21 protein-coding genes are annotated in these 24,310 nt (G+C 30.2%); 2 read left to right on the forward strand and 19 right to left on the reverse strand.

From position 1 onward, the window contains the following. Positions 1 to 3 precede the first annotated feature (3 nt). From CELLY_RS08535 to CELLY_RS08545, 3 genes are read right to left on the reverse strand one after another with little or no spacing between them, the layout of a single operon-like run. Positions 4 to 696, reverse strand: coding sequence for an NUDIX hydrolase (locus CELLY_RS08535; RefSeq protein ID WP_013621267.1), 693 nt, complete (start codon positions 694 to 696; stop codon positions 4 to 6). Between the two features lie 53 nt (positions 697 to 749). Next, positions 750 to 1,277 carry a ribosome maturation factor RimM gene (rimM, locus tag CELLY_RS08540; RefSeq protein ID WP_013621268.1) on the reverse strand — a complete coding sequence of 176 codons (528 nt, stop codon included), beginning with the start codon at positions 1,275 to 1,277 and terminating at the stop codon, positions 750 to 752. Positions 1,278 to 1,295: 18 nt separating this feature from the next. Beyond that, positions 1,296 to 1,814, reverse strand: a complete 519-nt coding sequence (locus tag CELLY_RS08545) for a 30S ribosomal protein S16 (RefSeq protein ID WP_013621269.1) — start codon at positions 1,812 to 1,814, stop codon at positions 1,296 to 1,298. A gap of 258 nt (positions 1,815 to 2,072) precedes the next feature. Between CELLY_RS08545 and CELLY_RS08550 the strand changes: the two genes are divergently transcribed. Then, positions 2,073 to 2,543, forward strand: a complete 471-nt coding sequence (locus CELLY_RS08550) for a ferritin-like domain-containing protein (protein ID WP_013621270.1) — start codon at positions 2,073 to 2,075, stop codon at positions 2,541 to 2,543. A gap of 151 nt (positions 2,544 to 2,694) precedes the next feature. Beyond that, entirely contained in the window at positions 2,695 to 7,134 is a 4,440-nt protein-coding gene (gene dnaE / locus CELLY_RS08555; RefSeq protein ID WP_013621271.1) for a DNA polymerase III subunit alpha, read from the forward strand. 61 nt (positions 7,135 to 7,195) lie between these two features. On the opposite strand, the gene CELLY_RS08560 is transcribed toward dnaE, so the two are convergent. The 16 genes from CELLY_RS08560 to CELLY_RS08635 all read right to left on the reverse strand — a co-directional run bounded on the left by CELLY_RS08560 (position 7,196) and on the right by CELLY_RS08635 (position 24,198). Then, on the reverse strand, positions 7,196 to 8,527 hold the full coding sequence (locus CELLY_RS08560; RefSeq protein ID WP_169309922.1) for a Kelch repeat-containing protein: 1,332 nt from the start codon (positions 8,525 to 8,527) through the stop codon (positions 7,196 to 7,198). A gap of 239 nt (positions 8,528 to 8,766) precedes the next feature. After that, positions 8,767 to 9,924 carry a hypothetical protein gene (locus CELLY_RS08565; RefSeq protein WP_013621273.1) on the reverse strand — a complete coding sequence of 386 codons (1,158 nt, stop codon included), beginning with the start codon at positions 9,922 to 9,924 and terminating at the stop codon, positions 8,767 to 8,769. 143 nt (positions 9,925 to 10,067) lie between these two features. Then, the gene (locus tag CELLY_RS08570) at positions 10,068 to 11,576 is read right to left on the reverse strand and encodes a phosphoinositide-specific phospholipase C-related protein (protein ID WP_013621274.1); all 1,509 of its coding nucleotides are present in this window, start codon (positions 11,574 to 11,576) and stop codon (positions 10,068 to 10,070) included. A gap of 109 nt (positions 11,577 to 11,685) precedes the next feature. Further along, entirely contained in the window at positions 11,686 to 12,189 is a 504-nt protein-coding gene (locus CELLY_RS08575) for a hypothetical protein (protein ID WP_013621275.1), read from the reverse strand. 3 nt (positions 12,190 to 12,192) lie between these two features. Further along, a complete protein-coding gene (locus tag CELLY_RS08580) occupies positions 12,193 to 13,104 on the reverse strand; it encodes a helix-turn-helix domain-containing protein (protein ID WP_013621276.1) in 912 nt (303 codons plus the stop codon). A gap of 9 nt (positions 13,105 to 13,113) precedes the next feature. Next, positions 13,114 to 14,058 (reverse strand): SDR family oxidoreductase, encoded by a 945-nt coding sequence (locus tag CELLY_RS08585; RefSeq protein ID WP_013621277.1) that lies wholly within the window; start codon positions 14,056 to 14,058, stop codon positions 13,114 to 13,116. Between the two features lie 173 nt (positions 14,059 to 14,231). Further along, positions 14,232 to 14,408: a glycine zipper domain-containing protein gene (locus tag CELLY_RS17065; protein ID WP_013621278.1), complete on the reverse strand. Its 177-nt coding sequence runs from the start codon at positions 14,406 to 14,408 to the stop codon at positions 14,232 to 14,234. A gap of 378 nt (positions 14,409 to 14,786) precedes the next feature. Beyond that, positions 14,787 to 15,629, reverse strand: coding sequence for a hypothetical protein (locus tag CELLY_RS08590; protein WP_013621279.1), 843 nt, complete (start codon positions 15,627 to 15,629; stop codon positions 14,787 to 14,789). A gap of 501 nt (positions 15,630 to 16,130) precedes the next feature. Continuing rightward, entirely contained in the window at positions 16,131 to 16,523 is a 393-nt protein-coding gene (locus CELLY_RS08600) for a hypothetical protein (protein ID WP_013621281.1), read from the reverse strand. 247 nt (positions 16,524 to 16,770) lie between these two features. Next, the gene (locus tag CELLY_RS08605; protein WP_013621282.1) at positions 16,771 to 17,790 is read right to left on the reverse strand and encodes a hypothetical protein; all 1,020 of its coding nucleotides are present in this window, start codon (positions 17,788 to 17,790) and stop codon (positions 16,771 to 16,773) included. A gap of 455 nt (positions 17,791 to 18,245) precedes the next feature. Beyond that, positions 18,246 to 18,752, reverse strand: a complete 507-nt coding sequence (locus CELLY_RS08610) for a carboxypeptidase regulatory-like domain-containing protein (RefSeq protein ID WP_013621283.1) — start codon at positions 18,750 to 18,752, stop codon at positions 18,246 to 18,248. 233 nt (positions 18,753 to 18,985) lie between these two features. Further along, positions 18,986 to 19,816: a DUF5694 domain-containing protein gene (locus CELLY_RS08615; protein WP_013621284.1), complete on the reverse strand. Its 831-nt coding sequence runs from the start codon at positions 19,814 to 19,816 to the stop codon at positions 18,986 to 18,988. A gap of 197 nt (positions 19,817 to 20,013) precedes the next feature. Next, positions 20,014 to 20,550 (reverse strand): hypothetical protein, encoded by a 537-nt coding sequence (locus CELLY_RS08620; RefSeq protein WP_013621285.1) that lies wholly within the window; start codon positions 20,548 to 20,550, stop codon positions 20,014 to 20,016. 523 nt (positions 20,551 to 21,073) lie between these two features. Continuing rightward, positions 21,074 to 21,463 carry a hypothetical protein gene (locus CELLY_RS08625; RefSeq protein WP_148228895.1) on the reverse strand — a complete coding sequence of 130 codons (390 nt, stop codon included), beginning with the start codon at positions 21,461 to 21,463 and terminating at the stop codon, positions 21,074 to 21,076. Positions 21,464 to 21,631: 168 nt separating this feature from the next. Then, positions 21,632 to 23,092 (reverse strand): leucine-rich repeat domain-containing protein, encoded by a 1,461-nt coding sequence (locus CELLY_RS08630; RefSeq protein ID WP_013621289.1) that lies wholly within the window; start codon positions 23,090 to 23,092, stop codon positions 21,632 to 21,634. Beyond that, positions 23,065 to 24,198, reverse strand: a complete 1,134-nt coding sequence (locus CELLY_RS08635) for a hypothetical protein (protein WP_013621290.1) — start codon at positions 24,196 to 24,198, stop codon at positions 23,065 to 23,067. The genes CELLY_RS08630 and CELLY_RS08635 overlap by 28 nt, the downstream gene beginning before the upstream one ends. Positions 24,199 to 24,310: the final 112 nt, after the last annotated feature.

The raw sequence follows: 24,310 nt of genomic DNA on the forward strand, positions 1-24,310 counted from the left end.
AATTTACGCAAACTTAATTTCAAAGTGCATTCCATTTTTCTCTAAAGCTTTGTATTTGTTGGGGTCAAAGGTATATAGCTGTGCTGGTCTACCGCTGCCATTTTTTTGTTTTTCGTTGCATTTTTTTATAAAACCAAAGCTTAAAATCTTTTTTCTAAAGTTTCTTCGGTCTATTTCTTGTTCTAAAATAGTTGCATACAAATGCTCTAAATCCGAAAAAGGAAACTTTTTAGGAAGCAAATCAAAGCCAATAGGTTGGTAGTGTAGTTTTGCTTTTATTCTTTTAAAAGCAGTATCTATTATTAAATTATGGTCAAACGGTAGTTTTGGTATGTTATTAATGTTTTGCCACTTTACGTCTTGTGCATCTGTAGCGGCAGATAGTTTTAAATTATCTGGATTTACCAAGGCAAAATAGGAAACAGATATTACTTGGTTTCTCTTATCTCGCTCAACGTCATCACCAAAAGTATACAGTTGCTCTAGGTAGTTAATGTTTATGCCTGCTTCTTCTTGTAATTCTCTGTGTACGGCATTAGTTAATGTTTCTCCATTATGTACTAAGCCGCCAGGTAAAACCCACTGATCTTTATAAACACCATACTTTTGTTGTACTAACAATACATAAAGTGCATTGTTATGGTAGCCAAAAACAACGGCATCTACTGCTACTTTTATATTCTGATTGTTCTGCATAATATGTGTAGTATATACGCAAAAATACAGGTTTTATTATGTGCAAGCTAAATTTAGCTTAAGTATAAGTCTACTAAGCCTTCTGGTGTGGTTACAAAAATGGTTTTATTTTCACGATCTACTTTGGTGATAATTTCATCGTTAATAGGTATTAGCAATTGTTTATCTCCTTTTTCAACCTCAAAAAGTGCTTGTGATGTGGTGTCGTTAACACTGGTAATTTCTCCAATATCTCCGTGTACATCATCTTGTAAAGTAAAACCTATAACTTCGTGAAAGTAAAATTTGTTACCTGTTAATTTAGGTAACATTGTAAGTGGTAGGTAAAGTTTAGAGCCCATAATGCGGTCTGCATCAGACTCGTTTAAAACTTCTTCAAACCTAATACGTAATAAACTAGATTTATGTAACCTACATTTATCAATAAAAAATGGAACCAGGTTATTTCCTAAAGAAATAAACACTGATTCCATATTTTCGTATAAGTCGGGTTCATCTGCGTCAACCTTAATTAACACTTCGCCCTTAAAACTATATTTTGAAACGATTTTACCTAAGTAGAAACAATCTTCCTTTTGCATATCGTTTTTTGTATAAATTTATTCTTCTTCAGAAGCTGCTGCTGCATCTTCAGAATCTGCTGGCGCTTCTTCTGCTACAGGAGCTGCTGCCGCTGCTGCATCTGCTGCACGTTTTTCGTTAATTGCTTTTTCTGCTTCAAATTTCTTTGCAGCTTCATCAGCTTTAACTTTATCTAAACCTTCAACTTTACCAGCTACAGATTTTTCTTTTTCAGCAACCCAAGCATTAAATTTTTCTTCTGCTTGCTCTTCAGTTAATGCACCTTTACGTACACCACCTTGTAAATGGTGCTTTAATAATACACCTTTGTATGATAAAATTCTTTTAGCAGTATCAGATGGTTGTGCACCATTAGATAACCATTTTACAGAACTATCTACGTCTAAGTTAATTGTTGCTGGGTTAGTGTTTGGATTGTAAGTTCCTAATTTTTCTAAGAATTTACCATCTCTTTTAGCACGAGAATCTGCTGCTACTACCCAATAGAAAGGTTTTCCTTTTTTTCCGTGTCTTTGTAATCTAATTCTAACTGGCATATCACATTAAATTTGTAGGGTGCCCGACCCCTGTTATTAATTCGTTTAATTGCTTTTGGCTTAAAAGCGGGTGCAAATATACACTTTCTGTTTAATCTGCAATACTTTATGCAGCAAAAATAATGGTTTTAACTTAACAATTATTAAGAGTTGGCGTTAAACTTAGGCTAAACCGATGTATTTTCTTGTTATTGGGTGTTTCAGTTTATAATTTAGAGGAACAAGATTGTTGATAGTCAGCAATGTTAATTAATTTAAATGATAAGAGATATTATGAAGTATACTGAAGAAATTACAAACAGATTAAACAATTTATTAGAAAAAACTTACGACGCCGAGAAAGGGTACAAGCTTGGCGCAGAAAAAGTAGAAAACCCGTCTGTAAAAAGATTTTTAGAGGGTAAAGCAGAACAACGTTACAATTTTGGTCACCAATTAAAGTCTGAGATTTTGGCATATGGACACTTGCCAGAAAAAAGTGGAACAATCAAGGGTGACTTACATAGAACTTGGATGAACCTAACGGCTACTTTATCTTCTAATGAAGAAGAACGCATTTTAGACGAGGTAGAACGCGGAGAACAATCTTTTATAGAAGAGTATGATGATATATTAAATGACAAAGATATGGTGTTAGCACCATCTACAGAAAACCTGTTAATTGCGCAGCGCAATAGTGTGCAATCTGCGTTAAACACTGCAAAGGTGTATCAGGAAATGGTTTCATAATTATCTTGTATGTTTGGTTAATTGTTGAGGGAGCAGGACGAAAGTCCTGCTTTTTTTATACCGTTAATAACTCTTCTTTAAATGGCTTTATAAAACCAATGGTTTTTGGTATTTTTATCCACTGCTTTTTTAAGACTACAAACATTACACTATGTACTTAATTTTTGATACCGAAACTACCGGATTACCTAAGCGCTGGGATGCTCCTTATACAGATACAGACAACTGGCCAAGGTGTATTCAAATTGCATGGCAATTGCATGATGATATGGGTAATGTTATTGAGCATCAAGATTATTTGGTGAAGCCAGACGGATTTAATATTCCGTATGATGCCGAAAAAATACACGGCATTTCTACTGCTTTAGCAGAACAAGATGGTGTGCCTTTGGCAGAGGTTTTAGAGAAATTTAATACTGCATTAGAAAAAACAAAATTTGTAGTTGGGCAAAATGTTGGGTTTGACCTTAACATTATGGGGGCAGAGTTTCATCGTCTTCAGGTAGAAAACCAGTTGCAAGAGCTGCCAGTGTTAGATACGTGTACAGAGCATACAGCTAGCTTGTGCCAAATTCCCGGTGGTCGTGGAGGTAAATTTAAATTGCCAACACTAACAGAATTGCATCAATTTTTATTTGGTGAACCTTTTGGAGAAGCGCACAACGCAACAGCAGATGTTGAGGCAACTACACGTTGTTTTTTAGAGCTTATACGTAAGCAACAATATACCGCAGAACAGTTAGATGTTCAGCCAGATTATTTTAAAAACTTTTCAGAAGCTAATCCTAAGCCAATAGAACTTATAGGGTTAAAACACATTAACCTAAAAAAGGCATCAAAAAAAATAGCAGATGCACTTTGGGCTAAAGATACTGGTGGTGTTAGTAAAGAAGAAATTAAAGAAAATTTAGCAACTTTAGAGTCGGCCGAGTTTTCTCACCTACACAACCATACACAGTTTTCTATATTACAATCTACCATTAGTGTCCCAGATTTAATAAAAGCAACAGCTAAAAACAATATGCCTGCTGTTGCAATGACAGATCATGCAAATATGATGGGAGCTTTTCACTTTGTAAATGGTGTTCTTAACCACAACAAAGGTGTAAAATCTAGAAATGATGCTAATGAAATACGGTATGAAGCTACGCAGGAAAATAGATTGGAAGAAGGCGAAGAGCCTTTGCATGAATTTATTCCAGAAAAAGAAATTACACCAATAATAGGATGCGAGTTTCAGGTGTGTGAGGATCATACCAACAAGTCTCAAAAAGACAATGGATACCAAATAGTATTTTTAGCTAAAAATAAAAATGGGTATCATAACCTGGCTAAAATGTCTTCTATTGCCTTTGTAGATGGTAAATATTATGTGCCTAGGATTGATAAAAAAATTATAGAACAGTACAAAGAAGATTTAATTGTACTTACAGGTAATTTATACGGAGAGGTGCCAAGTTTGGTCTTAAATGTGGGTGAAAATCAAGCAGAGGATGCGTTACTTTGGTGGAAAGAGCAGTTTGGAGACGACTTGTACATGGAAATTATGCGCCATGGCCAAGAAGATGAAGACCGTGTAAACCAGGTTTTAATAAAGTTTGCAAAAAAACATAACGTAAAATTGGTAGCAACCAATAATACATATTATGTAGAAAAAGAAAATGCATATGCACATGATATTTTATTGTGTGTAAAAGATGGAGAAAAACAAAGCACACCAATAGGCCGTGGTCGTGGTTACCGCTACGGTTTGCCTAATCAGGAGTATTATTTTAAATCTTCTGATGAAATGAAGGAGCTTTTTAAAGATATACCAGAGGCAATAACCAATATACAAGAGGTTGTAGATAAAATAGAAACGTTTACACTTGCTAGAGATGTACTGTTACCTGCTTTTGATATTCCTGAAGAGTTTGTTTTTGAGGAAGATAAAATTGATGGTGGTAAGCGTGGAGAAAATAAGTTTTTAAGGCATTTAACATACGAAGGCGCAAAAATACGATATGGTGAAATTACACCAGAGATTGATGAGCGTTTAGATTTTGAGCTTAAGGTAATTGAAAAAACAGGATATCCTGGATACTTCTTAATTGTAGAAGATTTTATTAGAGCGGCTCGTAAAATGGACGTGTCTGTTGGTCCTGGTCGTGGTTCTGCAGCAGGTTCTGCTGTTGCCTATTGTTTATGGATTACCAATTTAGATCCTATTAAGTACGATTTACTTTTTGAGCGTTTCCTAAATCCAGATCGTGTGTCTATGCCAGATATTGATATAGATTTTGATGATGAAGGGCGTGGCCGTGTAATGGATTACGTAATAGATAAATATGGCTCTAACCAAGTGGCGCAAATTATTACCTATGGTACAATGGCAGCCAAATCTTCAATTAGAGATACTGCCCGCGCGTTAGATTTGCCGTTGGGTGATGCAGACCGTATGGCAAAGCTTATTCCTAACATGTCTAAGCTTAAAAAAATTATTGGTGTAGATGAAAAAACGTTAAAAAGTAAGTTTAATAGTGAGGAACTAGCCAAAATTAATGAGCTTTTAGAAATTTCTGAAGGAGATGATTTAGAGTCCGAAACACTAAACCAAGCTTATGTTTTAGAAGGTTCTGTACGTAACACAGGTATACACGCCTGTGGAGTTATTATTACTCCAGACGATATTACGAAGTTTGTACCTGTTGCACTAGCAAAGGACTCAGACATGTATTGTACGCAGTTTGATAACTCTGTTGTTGAAAGTGCTGGATTGTTAAAAATGGACTTTTTAGGATTAAAAACTCTAACCCTAATTAAAGACACCGTAAAAATTGTAAAAGCAAAACATGGTGTTGAGCTAGATCCAGAGAATTTTCCGTTAGATGATCAAAAAACATATGAGCTTTTCCAGAGAGGAGAAACAGTAGGGGTTTTCCAATATGAATCTCCTGGAATGCAAAAACACATGCGATCACTAAAACCTACAGTGTTTGCAGATTTAATTGCCATGAATGCATTGTACCGTCCAGGGCCAATGGAATACATACCAAGCTTTATTGCTCGTAAGCACGGTACCGAAGAAATTATTTATGATTTAGATGCCTGTGAAGAGTATTTAGCAGAAACCTATGGTATTACGGTTTACCAAGAGCAAGTAATGCTTTTGTCTCAAAAATTGGCAGATTTTACCAAGGGTGAAGCCGATGTCTTGCGTAAGGCAATGGGTAAAAAGCAAAAGCACGTTCTAGATAAAATGAAGCCTAAATTTATAGAACAGGCTTCTGCAAAAGGACATGCAGTAGATAAATTAGAAAAAATTTGGAAAGATTGGGAAGCTTTTGCGGCATATGCATTTAATAAATCTCACTCTACCTGTTACGCATGGATTGCTTACCAAACTGCATATTGTAAGGCACACTACCCAGCAGAATATATGGCTGCGGTATTGTCTAATAATATGAATGATATTAAAACAGTTACCTTTTTTATGGAAGAGTGTAAACGTATGGGGTTAGAGGTTTTGGGGCCAGATGTAAACGAATCTTACTATAAATTTGCTGTAAACGACGCTGGTGCAGTTCGTTTTGGTATGGGAGCTGTTAAAGGTGTTGGTCGTGGTGCTGTTGAAACTATTGTAGAAAACAGAAAAAAAGACGGTCCGTATAAATCTGTTTTTGATTTGGCAAAACGTATAGATTTACGTGCTGCAAATAAAAGAGCTTTTGAAAACTTAACTCTAGCAGGAGGTTTTGACTCTTTTGGAGATACCCATAGAGCACAATATTTGCATGATGAAGGAGACGGAATTACGTTTTTAGAAAAAGTAATGAAATATGGCTCTAAGTTTCAAGAAAGCCAAAACTCGTCTCAAGTAAGTCTGTTTGGTGAAGCTAGTGATGTACAAATTCCAGAACCTGTAGTACCACCTTGTGAAGAGTGGGGGACTATGGAAAAACTGCGAAAAGAAAAGGAGGTTGTAGGTATTTATATTTCTGGTCATCCGCTAGATGATTTTAAATCAGAAATAAAATCGTTTTGTAATTCTGGTATTGCTGCTGTACATAATATGGAGCAATATGTAAATAAAGAGCTTTCTATTGCAGGTGTAATTACAGACGTGCAACATAGAGTTTCTAAAAACGGAAAGGGTTGGGCAATGTTTTCTATGGAAGATTATACAGACTCATATGACTTTAGAATATTTGGAGAGGAGTACTTAAAGTTTCGTCACTTTTTAATGATTAGCTCTTTTGTGTACGTAAAACTGTTTATTAGAGAAGGTTGGATCAATAAGGATACCGGAAAAAAAGGAGATCCTAGATTGCAATTTAATAGCTTTATGCTATTGCAAGATGTTATGGAACAATACGCTAAAAAGCTTACCATAAAACTAAATATAGATACGCTTAAGGAAGAAGATGTTTTTAATTTAAAAAAGACTCTAAATTCTGATGAGCAAGAAGGGAAGCATCCCTTAAAATTTGAGGTTTATGAAATGGAAGAGCAAATAAAGGTAGACTTGTCTAGTCGTAAACAAAAGATAAATATTACCACACAATTATTAGCAGAATTAGAAGAACAAGATATTATTTTTAAGTTGAATTAGAAGTAGTATTCCTTGTAGTAATTAAAATTAAAAACAAGCTTTAAACAGCTTGTTTTTAATTTTAGTCTAGATACTTTTCCTTACGAGGCTTAGTATTTTTAAATTCTGACAATTTAATAGTATACAGGTTTTTTGATGCTTTGGATTTGTAATTAAAGTAGTTAGAGCCACCAAGTATGTATAGCTTGCCATTTAAATAATGCATATTAGCATATTTTAAAGGGATGTCTATTTTGTATTCTTTTAAAAGTTTTGTTTTGGTATTGTAAGTAAGTATTTTTTTTGAATCAAAAATATATATGATATTATTGTTAGAGGCTAGAGCAGGTCTTTCAATTCCATCAAATAAGTTTCCCTGTGCTTCCCACTCTGCGGTTTCTAAATCGTAAGCTTCAATATCTTTTAATGGTCCGTTATGAAAACCACCAACTAAAAAAACTTTATTGTTTGCTAATACGCCATTGGCCTCTTTGTCCTTTAGCATTTTTGTTAATTGATACCAGTGACCAGTACTGGTATTAAATAAGTAAGAATTGTTACGATACAATTTTTTTCCGTTGTCTAATACCTTGGTAGAGCCCCCCATAATAATTATGTTATTTTTATAGGTTACAGCTGTAAAATTAACTGCTTGGTGTGGGTATGCATCATCAATACCAATATCATTGGTAGTTGTATTAAAAACTTCAATTTTATTATTTAAATACTCTCTTTTTTTGTTTGGAGATATTGTTTTTCCTCCAAAAACATATAAACTTTCATTTACAGCAACTGTTTTGTGGTAAGCTTTTTTATTCAGGTTTTGTTTTGAAACTTCCCAAGAGTTGTTTTCAAAATTATAAACCTGTATTTTATTACTGTAACTTACCCAAGAGCCGTTAATTCGTAAATTGTTAATTAGCTCTCCCATTGTTTCAGAGTTGTCTATAGCTCTTTTTTCATTTTCTTCAATAAAAGATAAATCCCCTGCGGTAACATATAGTTTATTGTTAATAATTGTAGATCCGAAGTTTGATACACCAAATGGCATTTCTGCCAATATTTGAAAACTAATATTTTTTTTTAATTTTTTGTTAGATGAAACAACAACCTCCTTTAATTTTTCTGCATTAGACTCTAAGTAAACAATATAATTTGCATCTTTTATAGATTGCACTGTAGTAACTAAGGTTTTATATCCAAGACTAGAAAACTTTATTTTTGTTAATGGCGATAAACCAGAAGTATTTTTTAATTTAAAAACACCTCTTGCGTTGGTAAATGTTCCATTACTGGTGTTAACGACAGATATACTTGCGTTATCAACCGGTTTGTTGGTTTCTTTATTTAAAACAGTTCCTTTAATAGTTTGTGCAGTACTCGCTAAGGTTGTAAAAAAAATTAGTAGAGCCAAAATCATATTGTTGCTTATTTTGACTCTTGAAATTTGTGTGTTTTTTATAGACATTTTAGTTTCTTCTTATCACTACTAAAAATAAAGTATTTAATATGTTTAGTTTTTTCATTTGCGTAAATGTTTATAGTAAAATTCCAATATAGCAATTTATAAGAATCTACGCACGCAGTTCTGGCTATATTAATTTTGTTGAACTATTTAAATGGTATTTTTACTACTGGTTTGTTTTAAAAAATTTAATTTGTAACATTTGTAGTAATATTAAGTTTAACTGGCTGTATTAAATCTGCTGTTGCTTCATGATTAACAAATTTTGAATGGAACACAGCTGTAGATTTGTATTCACCTACTGGTAAATCTTTTATCACTAACACGTTTATGTCAGCACTTTCTTTAGGAGCAAGGCCAATTGAAGTAAAATTTCTTCTTGCTGTAATAAAGTCTATATCAGAAGTAGGTATTTTATTTTCATAGGTAGTTGCCATATTAAATTCTAAGATATGATTTCCAACATTTTTCCATGTAGTAATACCTCTAAAAGAAGTTGAACTTGCTGTTGTTGTTATATCTGGCGTAGTAATATCTGTATTCTCTATTGCCACAGGGTTTTTTACATCAACAAATACATTTACCCATTTTATAGTATTATTTGCATCATCTCTCAATACAATAATAAATCTTTTTGGGTAAGCAAAATCAAAACTAGTTTCTGTAGTAGGGTATGCTGTATTTACATCTGTTATTGAAATAGAGGAGTCTTGTGTATAAAAAACATCTTCGGCATCAAATGTTGCCGTTGGTGTTAAATTAGAAAAATCTGTGCCAGTAGGAACAAATAAATAAATTGTTTGGCTGTTTACATCATCTACTCGTTTTTCAATGGTAACATCGTTAGTTAATTGCGAATTTTTACTTGCTTCAAACTTAAAATCTGTTACTGTAAGTGTAGGTGGTGTTTGTATTACTTCTTTTTTAATATTTACAGTGTAATGTAAGAGTTCTTCTGATTCATCTAACACATTTACTACAGTGTATATGTGATTTTGTGTTTCGTAATTTAGTGAGGAGGTGTTGCCAGGTAAAACATTAAATTTACTCAAGTTCAATTCATTTGACGTAAAGGTAGCAGCAATTTTACTTAAAGAAACGGAGTTTGGCACTACAATATTAATTTCACCATATACTGTTTCCTTATTATCTATAATGGTAGGTTGTATTATTTCTATAGAAATTGGTGTAATACCAAATAATGGAAAATCAAATAATTTAGCATCTTCAATCTTAATTATATTTTCATTGGGTTCAGTATTGTTATCGTCACTCTCATTACAGCCTAAAAAAGTTGTAATAATTACAGTAAAAATTAAAATAGTAGTTATGCTTTTTTTTATCATTTTTTTAGTTTAAATAATTGCTAAATATTTTGTTGGCAGTTGGTTGTATATTAATTTGTTTTGATTTTTGATTAAATTATAAAGATTACAGTTAAGCATAAATTTTATTGTTTATACTTAACTGTATACTTGCTTTTATTTAACTATCTAAATAGTATTTTTTTACTAATAGTTTCTTTTCCTAATTTTCCTTTAAGAATAAAAATCCCTTTTAAACCATTAGAATTCCATTGCAATTCATTTTCTCCTGTAACTGTTTTATGAGTTACGTTTTTAATATGTTGTCCGTTTAAATCATACAAATCTAGTATAAGAGTTTTAGGCTTTTCTGTATTGTATTTAAATGTTAGAGTCCCATTTGTTGACGGATTTGGGTATACTGCCAGTGGATCTAATTTGGTAGTTTGTACAAAAGATCTTGAGGCGCTTTTTTGATTGGCAGTTATGTTTATAGTAAATGTTTTGCTTTGTGCACCATCATAATCTCCAATTTTAATAAATCTTGGTGAAAAATTATAGTTAGGATGTTCAAAAAACAGCGCTCTATTGTCGTTTGGTCTTGCAGGAAAAGAATAAAATAAATGCCATTTAGCTCTTACTCCATTATATGCTACATTTTTTACTTTTTTCCATTGGCCGTTTACAAGTTCAGCTAAGTACACATTTACATCTCTTATGTGTTTTGATGTGTTACTGGGATCTGTAAATTTACCTCTTACCTCATTAAAAGTGTTTACCTCATTAATTTGTGGTATGGTTCCGTTACTATTAGATAAACTATAATAATCTACGGCTATAGAAGGCCTATGACCAAATTGAAACCAAGCAGTTACCGCTTTTTTACTCACGTCTTTGTTGGCATCTTTAGATTTATTTTTGTCTGCGTTGTATGTTGGTGCGTCTCCTGCAAAATGGTTTACGGTTAGTATGGTTTTGTGGTCTACGCCTCTGTCTGCTATAAATTTATTTGTATCCCATAATTGTGACACCTGACTTGCTCTATAAGGGTTTTGTACTGTGTGTGAAAACTCATATCTATAAAGATTACTATTGTAGTTTGTTTCTGTAAAAATAACTAACCTTTTGTTTTTAGTAATCATTTCTTGAATTGTAGGGTAGGTATCTGAGCCAGAATTTGCAGGTCTGCTAGCGCTAACAAAAGTACTGTGGTTGTATATGTAGTTAGATATGTTTTTGTAACCCGTTCTTCTGCCGTAAAAAATATCATCTAAACCACTTATTCCTAAATTAGCTCCTGTTTGTATGTGAAGTGTTATTATATCCAATGGATGATTTCTTAACCATTCTTCCATTATATTATTAAAATCCTTAGCATCCATCATACACATATTAGGAGACCCATGTTTTAGTCTTAATTCTCCGTTTACTCTGTGTATGTCTACCATAAAGCTTCTAACGCCACTTTGTAATTGAGCCTTTATACCTTTACTTTGGTTTCTTCCTCCTAAGCAGCCAAAAAAACCTTGTGGAGCATCAATATCATTATTATTAGCATTGTGGGTAATAAGCCAAGAGATTTCATCATATCTTCTTTGCTTATTCATATGGTTAGCATCTTGTGCTAAAACAAATTGCAGGTTGCCTAAAACAATAATAAAAGTTATTGTTTTTAGTGTAAGTAGGTTTTTCATTTTAAAATTTGGTTTAAGTTAATACGAACAAAAACCAAAGTTAGTTGGCAAAAATGATAGGCAGATTAATTAATAGTTATTAGAAAATTAATAATTTATTTTTCGTTTTTTAACTGTTATTATTCAGTAGTTTTAGCTCTTTGTGGTAAGTTTCAATTCTTGCATAAGCTGTGCCATCTACCAATAAAATTACAATAAGCATAGCAACAGTAGTAATGCTAATGGCACGCCAAATAGGTGTTGTAATAAATAACATTACCAATGCGGCAACAACTATTAAAATAGGGATAACTTTAAATACAACGGTATATTCTTTTAACGTGCTTTCTGTACGTTCAATTTCAGACTCATAAAAAGCAGCTGCATTTGTAGTAAATGCTTTTTTAAATTGTGTTATTCTAGATTTGTTGGTGAAAAATAAACCAAGTCCTATAGTCATAAGCAATACACCGGCTACCAAAGTAGGAATAATGTATGCCTTTGCTAAATCGGTTTTTCCTAATTGCCAAAAGCCAATACTTGCAATTAAAAATAAGAAGGCAAATAAAATAAAAAAACGTGTAGAGAACACTTCTGCTTTTGCCCATTCTGTTGCTAATTTTAATAGTTCCATACTTTAATTAAGTTTATATTTTTCTCTGTATTGCGTTGGACTTATACCTTCTTTCTTTTTAAATAACCTAGAAAAGTAAGGCGGATATTCAAACCCTAACTCATAAGCAACCTCAGAAATACTTTTATTTGGTTGTAATAGTATATTTTTTGCCTCATCTATTAAATGCAGGTGTAAATGTTCTGTAGTAGTTTTGCCAGTTTCTTTTTTTAGAGTGTCACTTAAATAACGTTGAGACACTAACATTTTACTTGCTATTTGTTCTATGCTGGGTATTCCTTTCTCTTGCAGTAGACCAGTTTCTAAATAGGTAGATATTTGCCTGTTAAATTGTTCTAATAAAGAGGTAGAGAACTCTTTTCTGTTTAAAAACTGTCTTTCATAAAACCTGTTAGCATACTTTAAAAGCGTGCTTAGTTGAGAAATAATAATGTCTTTACTAAACGCATCTTGGTTGTTTTGATATTCAATTTCTATGGCAGAAGCTATTAATTCCATTTGTTTTTCTTCTTTAGGAGAAAGATGCAATGCCTCATTAACAGAGTAAGAAAAGAAACCATAGTTTTTTATTTGCTGTGCTAACTCTGTCCCTTTAATAAAATCTTCATGAAAATTTATAGAAAAACCTTTTTGCTCAAAAACCACGCTACTATCCCATTGTAAAACTTGCCTTGGAGCAATAAAAAATAAAGCACCATTAGTAAAATCATACTTTGTACGCCCATAATTTAATTTTCCTTTTACAAACTTTTTAAAGCTAATAGAATAACAATCGTTTGTAATTGGCGGCGAGCTCTCTTTAGGGCACGGTAAATTACCATTTCCTTTAGAGTTAAAAACACTAAGCATTGGATGCTCTGGACTTGGTAGCTCTAAATAATCTAAATAAGCAGATAATGTTTTAAAATGTTGCATACTACAAATTTAAATATTCCATTTTACACCTGTCTCTTTCTCAGAAAGCTCCCATAATTTTTTAGAAACCGCTTCGTCTTTAGCGTGTGGTTCTAACTTATGTGCGCCAACAGGGCCAACCCAATTGCTTCTTCCAGTAGGGCCGTAAAAACCCGTTTGGTCTAAATTTTCTTCTGTAGCACACATTAATTGCGGGTAAGCACCTTTTTCTGCAGATTGTGTAAATGGTTTCATTAGAAAAAACATAAAGCGCATAAGCAAGCTTCCGCTTGTGTTAATTAAGTTTGTTCTTGATGCTCCTGGGTGGCAAGCATAGGCCTTAACGTTAGTTTTGCCAGCTTCTTTTAACCTATCTTGTAGTTCGTAAATTGACATTATTTGTGCTAATTTACTTTGGCTATATGCATTGTTAGGTGTATAATCTTTATTCCAATTTAAATCATTAAATTTTATGGTTTTAATTCCCATATTATACCCCATACTACCAACAGTTACAATGCGCCCGTTAGATTTTTCTATAAGCGGAAACAATAAAGCTTGTAATGTCCAATTTCCATAGTAATTGGTGCCCATTTGACTTTCCCAACCATCTATTGTTAGTGTATGTTTTGGTACTTGTGCAATTGCAGCATTACAAATTAACGCATCAATTTTAGTAACGGTGTTAAGCACCTCTTGGGCAGCTTTTTTTACAGAGGCTTGTTTAGATAGATCTAAAGTTATATTTAAAACATTACAATGGCTACCAACTTCCTGCTTTAAAGTTTTAATGGTGTCTTCTGCCTTTTTAGGGTTTCTGTTAAGCATTACCACTTTAGCATTTTTAGACAGCAATATTTTAGCTGCTTCAAATCCGGTTCCGCTTGTAGTGCCTGTTATAACAAATGTTTTACCGCTTAAATCATCAATTCTTTCTGGTGTCCAACCATTTTTGCCAAATTTATTTGCTTTCATTGCTGTCTGTTTTTTTATAGATTAAAATAACATTGCAAAGATGAGGTAGTAATAGGCTTAAATGCTTATACAAATTTTCGGATGTTGTATACTTTTTGGTTGTGTTAGGTTATTTAGATAGTTAAGCACCTAGTTTAGCAAATTAAAATTTCTTTCATTAGCTAAACTTGTTTTTAAGGTCTATTGCTTTCTTCCGATTTATTTTTTTTATCAAGTGTGGTTCCTATAGCAACCCCAACGGCAATTCCAACACTAAGCCATAGTCCCAGATTATCTGTTGCAACACCAACAGCGGTTCCTATTCCTATTCCAATAGCAATTCCAATGGGTAGTTTTTTATTTTTTTTCATAAAGATTTTAATTATTTATTTTTTTGATGTCTATTCTGTTCAAGATATATAATAAGTACACACATCTATATTATTTGTACTCTTGTGGTAGTAAACGTTACAAATATTATTTAGAATCTTTAATATATTGCTTATAGGTATTTATTTAGGACAATTGAGGTTAGCGTGTTTGTTTATGGACATAGGCTATTTTCTAATTTTTCCCGTTCTCATAATAATCTATATAATTTTGAGCATTTATGGATTGAACGGTTACGAAAAAAAGTAATAACACCTTAATTTTATAATTGTTTTTAGTTTACATCTTTGTTTAGGCTTTAATAATCTTTCATTGATAATTAGCAATTTTTATATTCTCAATAAATTGATTTACAGTAGTTAATTGTTGTAATAGCTAATTTTAAAAGTAAAAATAGTTGTTACAGTTCCATTAGAAGATACTTCATTAACAGTTTTTTTTGTGATATTCTCTTTTTGGTCGTACTCGTATTTTATAAATTTTATTTCATCATCATTTTCATAAAAATGATGTTCTGTTAATAGACTATTATCGTATACTTTGGTTTGCTTGCTATCTAATTTGTTATCTATAAAAACTTTTATTTCTGTACACTCATTTAAGTTGTTGTAATAATATTGCTCTGTAAAGCCTATATTGTCATTAGTAATTGTATTTGAGTGTTGCATTTTTACAAGTAATGCATCTTTATATTCATATTTTATAGTGTTGCTGTAGTTTTTACCATCTTCATTGTAGCAGTCTTCGGTTACTAGCAGTAGGTTGTCGTTTTTGTCGTATTTGTATGTTTTTTCACAGTAGGTATTAAACAATAGGTTACTGTCTTTAGTGTATATAACGTTATTGTTTTTATCTATTTTTTTAATCGACGACTCTGCTAATTCATCATCTTCAAAAACTTTTACTACAATTTCATTTTCTTTGTAGTCATATCTGTATGTAGTTGTGTAGCCACTGGATGTTAATAGTGTTTCAACTTTGGTTTTTAATTTTCCGTCTAAATATGTATATTCTTCAGTACTTCTTGCTTTCCCCCGATAATAGATGGTTTCATTTGTTAAAAATCCGTTTGTATTAAACGTTTTAACATTTTCAATAGATGGTGCATCATCTACGTGTAATACTTGCGAAAATTCGTTTACACTCTTTACGTTTCCTTTTAGGTTCAATTTTTCTAAATCGGTTATGTTGGTTTTTTTCATTGTACTATTTTGGGCGTTGCAAATGGTTGTTAATAGAAATAGACAAGTAAATAGTGTTTTCATAAAAATAGATGTAGATATTTTTTTATTTTAGAATTAATGGTTGTTCTAAGATTAGCTAAATATTAAATAGTATGTAAACCCAATAGCATATAGACATACTAGTATAAAACTAAATAGCCAATTCCATTCAAATTTTTGAGTCGTGTAAAATTGTATTGATGATTGTACAAAGGCTGTTAAAGCTGATAGTACAGCGATTAAAACCAAAATTATAGCTAAATAAATTAAGGCATCAAATTGTGTACTCCAAAAATAATAGCTTAGTTTTATAAATACCATTAAGCCTGCAGTAAAAGTTAATAGTAAAGAGGTTATTAAAAGTTTGTTTATATTCATATTTTAATAATGTGTAGTGTGTGTTAGCTATGTTTAATGCGTTGTTTTATGTTATGGTTTAACTCAACATCATAAATATCTTGCTAACTTTATTTTAAAATGTTACTGTTTTTTGGCATTTTTAACAAGGGTGTTAAACTCCTTTTCAGAGATTATTTCGTTCAATAAAAATTCGTTTTTAATGGTAGTATACTCACCATTTTCCTTGACCATACGGCTTTCTACATATTTTACAATTCCACCACCCATTTTCTCATGTAACTCCTCTACAATTTTCTGTGCCGTTTTTAAATCTACATTTAAACTTTCCTTAATTTGTTTTATCTGGTCTAATTTATTATTAGATGTAAATGTGAAGGCATCTTTATTGGTAGTTGAATTTTTATTTATAATGAACGTTGGTTCTTCGTTAATAGTGATGGTTTCTTCTGTAGAAAAATCTTTTTCTGCAATATCTAATACCTGATTATCATAGTAGTTAGGATTATCATTCAAATTTTCAACTATATTATGGGCGTCTTTTAAGCTAATATTGGTTTTTGATGTTATATGTGTAATTGCTTTTTATTTACTTTCATTTATTAATTTAACTAAATCTTCTTTATTAAATTGTGCGTTATTAATTATAATATGCATAAATGTTGCTTTGGAGTGGTGTTAAGTTTATGTGTTTAAAATAATAATTAAGCTTTATGTAAATAGGCAATTATAATTGATGCCATTTGCCAATACTTATCTCTTTTTAATTGTCAGGTAAATTAATTTTAAAGGTTTTTGAATAATATTTGGGAAGGTATAAATAGGCGTTTTCTAATTTAGTGGATGACGAAAAAGCAACATACTCTTTACCTAAGTACTTTTCTTTAGCTTCTTTACTTAAGTCAGTACTTTTAATTAGGTCTAAAAATTTAGAATGAAATGTCTTTTTGTATTCGTCAAATGATAGGCTTGGGTTTTCTTTAAACTTTTGATATATATCTTTATAAAGTGTTTTGGCACCAGATGACATACCATTTGTTGCAATGAGTCGTTCCTCATTTTCATTTAAATTAATCAAATCAAAATCTAAAAGGTTAATGTTGTTTTTAAAATCTAATATGACAGTATTATTCATAACATCAATAACTTTAAACTTGTAATTGCCAATTTTCATTTTTGTTCCAATATCAGATTTTTTAATTTTTACGTAATCATATCCATAAACAAATCCGCTTTCAAATATTACTGAGCCCTTGTATATTTCTGTATTTATGTTTGTATTAATATTAAAAGTAGCATTAAGTGTTCGCCAACGGTGTAATTTTGTGCTACCGTTTTTATATACAGAAGAACTATTGGAGCCATAGAAAATAGTTCCACTATTTTGTATTTTTAAATTTAGATCTTCATTGGTAATATTACTTTCCTTAATAGATAATTTAAAATTATCCATTAAATTATTTTTAGCAAACTCCGGAAAATGTGAATTTAATTCTAAAACGTGATTAGAAAAGCTACCCTCTTTAATATTTATTGCTCCATTTTTTGCCAATGTATCTAGAATTGCTTTACAGTCTGCCTCTGTATATAATGTAGAGTTCCACGGTAATTTGTAATTTTGATCTATTTCGGCATCAACTTTTTGTGCATTAAATAGTTCAAAAACACCTTCGTAAGAAAATTTTTCATGAGATTCAATTTGTTCTAGCATAAAAGAGTTATATTCTTGTGCAACAGCTATTGTAGTTATTAATAGTAATAGAAGCGTAATTTTAGTTTTCATTAAATTTAATTATTGGTAAGGATACATAGTGAACTGTCTCATTCACAAAAATATATATTCTTCAATCATTATTTCTCACTGATTTCAGTGAAAAAAACTGTTGAATGTTTGTTCATTTTTTTGTGTTCTACTATTTATTTAAAAGCGTTTAATTTTGAGATTATCCGTTGTTATAAAATCCAAAATTTAGAGAAGAAATAAATGTTTTTAAACTTTAAAGTACATTAAAAAGCAGTAATCTACTATTTATATTTTAAAAACGGTTTTGGATATGGTTAGTGCAGGAGTAAATAAGCAATTAATTTACTATTAAGTACTTAGTTTGAGTATTTTAGTATTGCTAAATAAAGCCAATTCAAAATTATTTGGTAGACTTAATAAATATTCACTAAACTTTTGTAGTAAGGACTAAAATCCGTAATGCTTATAGGTGTTGTTGTCAGTAGTATTTATGGTTACCTTTCAGTATATTTTTTATAGGCTTTTTTATTCTCAAAAATGGTGTCTTTTGCTATAGTCTCATAATTTGATTCAGTATAAATTATCAATTCACGTTTTTCTCCAGATTTAAAATTTAAATTTTCAAAGGTTAAGGTTGGAGTTCTGCCGTATATGTATGGTATTAGCTGTAATTCGTATGATCCTTTTACTACTTCTATTTCAAAATTACCAATAGAATCGGTTACAGTTTTAAATTTCTTGTTATTTTCTTTTTTAGTAAAAATTAGTTCAACACCTTCTCCTGCAGGCCTATTATAATCAGTTACTTTTCCATTAATAAACACTACCGTAGTATCTGTAACTTCTTTTACAATATTCTCTTTAATTTCTCCCCAAAAACTTGGTTGAAATTTAGCTATTTTAGCTGAATACGTTTTTCCTGTTATGCAAGAATAAAAACTAAATAAGACCAAACTATAAGTTGTAAGTAAAATCTTTTTGTTTTGAATATATTTCTTCATAATACGCGCAAAGTGTTTGTATATTGTTAGTTACGTGATTAAGAAACTAATTTAGCAAATAAAAATCATATAAAATATGAAGGTTTTGGTTTAGGTAAACAACCAAGTACTAAGCAATGCCATTGTAAAAACCTGGGTTAATATTTAACAATGCCTACAGGAAATCTTTTAAATAAAAATTAATGGGTTTTCACTTAATTTTTACTATCATATTTTATTTTGCTTAGTATTTTTTAGTAATCAGTATATTTATTCGGATTTTCTAATTGAATTTTTGGGTTATTTTCAAGAAAAATGTCAAAATAGGCAGTGTGTGTAGCACCTAAAAGGATAAAGACCCTGTCGTTTTTGGTCATTTCTATATCATTAAAATTACTATACATTTTTAGATTCCGTTGGTAGAATTTAGTAATTTCATTAACTCCTTCTTGGTTTCCTTTGGTATGTTGTGTCGCCAAAAAATTATATAAGTTAAATGTTTCCATTTTATAATTTCTTGTGTTAATCTCTTTAAATTGTTCTTTAAATTTTAAAGCATTTACCCTTTTATAGTTATTCATAACTTGTGAAATATAAAGACTATCAGCGACTTTTTTATTGGCAATCTCTACTAAACTTGGGTAATCAAAACCTGTTTGGCTGTCTATACCATAAATCCTATTTGTACCACTCAATCGTGCCACTTCAAGTCCTATTGAATTTAACTCGTCCGAGTAATTTAATCTATTAGTTTGGTCTTTTAGATATTCTGAATATGTAGAAGCTATATAGCTATTATTTTTGGGTTCTAACTCAAGGCAAATAATAGTGGGCTTAAATTCAACAATTTTTTCAACGAGTTTTTTTAAGTCAGCTTTTTCATTTGGGTCATTTAAATTTATTTGAGAAGAATTTGCATCTGATGTTTGGCTTAAATGAGCAGTTCCAAAATTTAAAACCCTAATTTTTCCGTTTAATTCTGTTTTAGGGTTTTGTTCGTTCTTACTGTTTTCTTTCTCTTTTTTGATTTTGGCATTGCAACCAAATAAGATTATAGCTGCTAATCCAATTAGTAGTTTATTCATTAATTTAATCTAGTTTTTTATGTATCAGAATAGTTACGTGATTAACAAACTAATTTAGCAAATAAATCAGAGATATAAAATCCACAAGTCCCGACGCTTCGGGACTTGTGAGTAAGCTAGAACTAGCAATGGATTTGTAAGTTATTTACACATTTGTTAATATTCAATGTTTCACCTTGAATAAAATTCTTAAAAAATTAGTTTCTAAATGATACTTCCCAAAGTCCGGGCTCATTAATTTCAATTTCAAAATCATTAAGTAATTCGCCAATATTATTAAATGGATTTTCATTAAAATTCACAGAGGTAGATAATGAGCATTTAAATGGAAATATTACATTATCAAACCCTTGTTTGTTGCGATTTGTTTCAGTGTAAATGCCACTAGATTGATTGTAGATTAGGTCTGGCAATTTTCTTAAGCCGTTATTTACCGAAAAGATAACTCTATTCCCTTGGCCTATTTTTCGAATAGAGTATTTTAAAGCTGGATTACTTTTTAGAATTTTGTAGTTTTCTTTTTCTTTTACAGTATCTTTTGCTTTAATATTTTTCCAGAGATTTTGACTTTTTACTATTGAATTTGTTTTGTCATTGTTGGGTAACACATTAGTTTTGCTTGGTTTATAATTTGCTTGGTTAGCAATGGGAGTTTGCAAATTATAATTATTTGTATACTCTGAACCACCAAGAGAAAGAAGGATAAGTGAAAATAAAGCAATTTGTGTTTTCATAATGTTAAAATTTAAATTAATTGTAATGAGTTTAAAATTTTAAATTCTTCAGTTTCATTAACTCAAGATTAAAGGATTTGATAAAAATATTTAAGGTTTTAGCTAGTTTAAACTGATCATAATATAAATCAGACTCTTCAATTATCTTACACGTATAAAAGATTCTTAAAAGTGATAGAAATTCACTAAAAACTAGTTTTATCATCCCGTTTTAATACATCAAAAAATGTACCAATATTAAGGTTAAAGTATTTATTTAGATAATTTGATGTCATCACTAAGGTACTGTAATAGTTTTTGTTTAAAGAAATAAGTTTTTTAGTGCTCATAGATATGTTTTATTACATAGTTAAATATTTAGTTACATTAACTATCCTTCTGTAAATTCTAGTAGGCATACTAAATAAAAAGATGTGATTAATTTTATGTTCTGTTTTTATTTTTCTACTATAAATGCCAATTTTTATATTTAGTAGACTTTGATAATATGCACAGACTTTTCGGTTTTGTCCTAGAGTTCGCATTACTTTTTTTTACTACATATCAATTTTTTTAATTCAATCCAGTTTTTATTCATAAAATAAAAATTCGGCAATTTAATTTTTTCTTTAATTCCGCCAGACTGATATAAAATTCGATTCCATTTAATTCCGATAATTTTATTTAATTCAATCATTTTATTTCCATTTTCGAGATAAATATAATTTTCGTCAAATTCAATTTTCATCGGTTTGTCAAAAACCTTTTTTAAAAGAAAAAGAGTATATAAAAGGAATAAAGAGCAAAAGATAATTGCGGAAGTCCTTTGAATCCAGATACTGTAAATTAGAAATCCAATAACAACTACTAATCCAATTCGCCCACCTACGTATTGAATATAATGTAGATTTGTATCAATTCGCTTTTTGGTCATTTTTTTACAAGTAATTTTCAGCATTAACCACAACGGGTTGTATAAGATTAGTGGCGTGGTTTAAGTATCTAATTTAGTAAATAATTACTGATAAAGAAAATCCGCGAGTACATACGCTTCAGGATTTGTAAGTTAGCTATGACTGGTAATTAATTAATTATGTATATATTAATAATCCATTTTTTTTATTTCTATTGTGGAATTTTTCTTCTGTATTTTTTTTATATCTGATTTTAACTTTAAAAATAGGTTTTTATCTAAATAGATAGTTAGTCCATCAATATTACTGAGATTTTCTGGCAAATTTTGAATATTGGTACGATCTAAGTATAATGTTTTCAGTTTTTTAAAATCTCCAATAAAATCAGGTATTGAGTTAATTGGGTTTTTACTTAAATGTAAATATTTTAGATTAATAAGGTTGCTAAAAGAGTCGGGTAAAGAACTAATATTGTTGTGACCTAAATCTAAAGTTGTTAGATTTTTTAAATACCCTAAGTTTTCAGAAATAGAAGTTAATTTATTCTTACTTAAATTTAATTTAGTAAGTTTTTTTAACTTCCACATACTTTTAGGTATGGAAGTTAATTTATTGTCATAGAAATTTAAAAAAGTAATATTCGGTAAACTTTCAAAAATATTAGGTAATTTGGTTAACTTTTGTGAGGAATATGTAATACTCTTTAACTTTGATAAGTCTTTTATATTTTCATGAAATTTTTCCAAAGCGTAAAACCGATGTGTTTTAATACTCGTAAGATTAAAATAAAACTTTAATTCTTCAAAGTCTGCCACATTTAAATAAGGGGGCATTTCTTCAGTTACTTTTCCTGTTTTTGCATATGTATATCGTTCTAATTCAGGAAGCTTACCATTGGGTAACAAAGTTATTTTTTTTATAGAGCCAAGAGACAGATATTTTTTTGCTTCAAGCCTATATAGCGTGTTATTGGAGTTGCTTAAATATTTATTAAAAGATTCTTCAGTTTTTATGCTAAGAGTTTTATCCCAATTACTTTGATCAATTTTATTTTGTTCTCTTATTTTTTGTTTCTCTTCATCTTCTAATTTTATCCTAGCTATTCTCTTATTTTCTCTAAGTTGTTTTACATCTTCAGTATTAAATAACCCATTGCCTCCTTGAGAAATTGATAGCTTCGTAAGTTCATCATATTCAGACCGTGTTGTGCCAGTAGACAGCATAACACTCTCTATTCTTTCTTGTTCACGTTTTTTTTCTAATATTATTTGTTCTGCTTCTATACCTTCATCAATTTTATTTGAATATGATGCAATATCTTTAAAGATGGCTTTAGAAGGGTTTAAGGTATAAAGAATTTCTAACTCTTGTTTAGCTTTTATTAATTCGTTTTGTTTTACTAATATTTTAACCTTTAAATTTTGAGAGGTTGCTAATTTAATACCTTTAGACAGTTCTTCTAAACTCTCTAACTTGTCTAATGCTTTAGAGTAAGCCCCATTGTTGTAAAGCTCTTCTGCTGTAAAATAATAAGCTTTAATTTTGTTCTTGGTAACATTATCTAATTGTCCAAAACTAATTTGTGAAATTAGAAAAAAGAAGGTAAGTATTGTGATTTTTTTCATTGGTATATCTGATTTAATTCCCATTCTTTTGCCCTATTTAAAGCTTGTTTTTCTTTAAGTCTTTTTTGATTTTTTTCATATTCCTCTTTTCTTTTATCTCTCTTATAATCATCATGTAGAAGGTATAGTCCAGTAACCTTATAAGAGCGTCTTTTTATTCTTTTTGATTTTAAAGTAAATTCATTAATTAAATTCCCAGATGCATCCACAAATCCTATTTTATAGATTGTACTTAAATACAAATAAGGAGATTCTTTTGTCCCAAAATTTTTCTCTTTTACTACAATTGAAACTTTAGCAATGCCTTGTTTGTACTCTAAAATTTCCCAGTTTTTAAAAGGGATTAAAATATCTCCTTTAGTATTAACTACGCCTTGTAAATTGTTTTTTGTAGTGATTTTAAAATCTGTACTATTGTTTGCTTCACTTAAAAAATCGTCACTAGAGTCCTCTCTAGAATCGCTTAAAAAGTCATCAATATTATTATTTTCTTGTTCAGAAAGAAAGTCGGTAGGTGTATTATTAGTAGTAGCTAAGAAGTCATCAATTGAACTAATTTTGTTATTTCCATTTAAAGCATCTAGCTTATTAGAAATGGTTTTGCTTTTTTCAGATTCATTCCTTATCTCTTCATCCAATAAATCCATTTCTTTTAGGTGAGAATTTACGTCATTATTTTCTTTTTCTTCTATTCCAGATAATTCCTTTAATCTAGTTTTGGCGTTTCTAACATTTTTTTTAGCCATACTTAAATCCTTGTTTAAACGCTTGCAGGCATCTTCTTTTTTAGCATTTATTTTATGATTCAAATTGTTAATTTCATTGCAAATTGAAAATAGATTGGGATTATGACTAATTTTTTTTATAATTTTTTGATAACGATCAATATGTAGTTGTAATTTTTCTTTACTGTCAAATGTTATATAGCTTTCCCAATCATAAATAGGTGAATTATAATGTAAACTTTCAATTAATTGATATAATTTTTCTTCTTTATCAATGATTTGGTTTTTTATTTCTTGAACCTTTAGTTCCTTTGTGGGTAAAGTTTTATCCCAAGTTGCTTTTTGGGCTTGTGTTAAATTGGATAACAGCAAAAATAATATTGAGAACTTTAATTTTAAGTACATAATTTAACCTATATAATCTTTAAAATAGTATTTTTTAATTTAGATATTATTATTTGTATTGAATTATTGAATAGAGTAGATTATTTTTAAATTTCTTACTAAGTGTTTTTTA

The sequence above is a fragment of the Cellulophaga lytica DSM 7489 genome (assembly GCF_000190595.1).
In the GTDB taxonomy this organism is placed as follows: Bacteria; Bacteroidota; Bacteroidia; order Flavobacteriales; family Flavobacteriaceae; genus Cellulophaga; species Cellulophaga lytica.

Coding starts and splice junctions, on each gene's coding strand:
- CELLY_RS08550 (WP_013621270.1), top strand. CDS start 2,073: ATGATAAGAGATATTATGAAGTATACTGAAGAAATTACAAACAGATTA.
- CELLY_RS08630 (WP_013621289.1), bottom strand. CDS start 23,092: ATGGGAATTAAATCAGATATACCAATGAAAAAAATCACAATACTTACC.
- CELLY_RS08590 (WP_013621279.1), bottom strand. CDS start 15,629: ATGAAAAAAACCAACATAACCGATTTAGAAAAATTGAACCTAAAAGGA.
- rimM (WP_013621268.1), bottom strand. CDS start 1,277: ATGCAAAAGGAAGATTGTTTCTACTTAGGTAAAATCGTTTCAAAATAT.
- CELLY_RS17065 (WP_013621278.1), bottom strand. CDS start 14,408: ATGAAAAAAAATAAAAAACTACCCATTGGAATTGCTATTGGAATAGGA.
- CELLY_RS08570 (WP_013621274.1), bottom strand. CDS start 11,576: ATGAAAAACCTACTTACACTAAAAACAATAACTTTTATTATTGTTTTA.
- CELLY_RS08535 (WP_013621267.1), bottom strand. CDS start 696: ATGCAGAACAATCAGAATATAAAAGTAGCAGTAGATGCCGTTGTTTTT.
- CELLY_RS08605 (WP_013621282.1), bottom strand. CDS start 17,790: ATGAAAACTAAAATTACGCTTCTATTACTATTAATAACTACAATAGCT.
- CELLY_RS08620 (WP_013621285.1), bottom strand. CDS start 20,550: ATGAAAACACAAATTGCTTTATTTTCACTTATCCTTCTTTCTCTTGGT.
- CELLY_RS08610 (WP_013621283.1), bottom strand. CDS start 18,752: ATGAAGAAATATATTCAAAACAAAAAGATTTTACTTACAACTTATAGT.
- dnaE (WP_013621271.1), top strand. CDS start 2,695: ATGTACTTAATTTTTGATACCGAAACTACCGGATTACCTAAGCGCTGG.
- CELLY_RS08635 (WP_013621290.1), bottom strand. CDS start 24,198: ATGTACTTAAAATTAAAGTTCTCAATATTATTTTTGCTGTTATCCAAT.
- CELLY_RS08615 (WP_013621284.1), bottom strand. CDS start 19,816: ATGAATAAACTACTAATTGGATTAGCAGCTATAATCTTATTTGGTTGC.
- CELLY_RS08545 (WP_013621269.1), bottom strand. CDS start 1,814: ATGCCAGTTAGAATTAGATTACAAAGACACGGAAAAAAAGGAAAACCT.
- CELLY_RS08575 (WP_013621275.1), bottom strand. CDS start 12,189: ATGGAACTATTAAAATTAGCAACAGAATGGGCAAAAGCAGAAGTGTTC.
- CELLY_RS08625 (WP_148228895.1), bottom strand. CDS start 21,463: ATGACCAAAAAGCGAATTGATACAAATCTACATTATATTCAATACGTA.
- CELLY_RS08580 (WP_013621276.1), bottom strand. CDS start 13,104: ATGCAACATTTTAAAACATTATCTGCTTATTTAGATTATTTAGAGCTA.
- CELLY_RS08565 (WP_013621273.1), bottom strand. CDS start 9,924: ATGATAAAAAAAAGCATAACTACTATTTTAATTTTTACTGTAATTATT.
- CELLY_RS08585 (WP_013621277.1), bottom strand. CDS start 14,058: ATGAAAGCAAATAAATTTGGCAAAAATGGTTGGACACCAGAAAGAATT.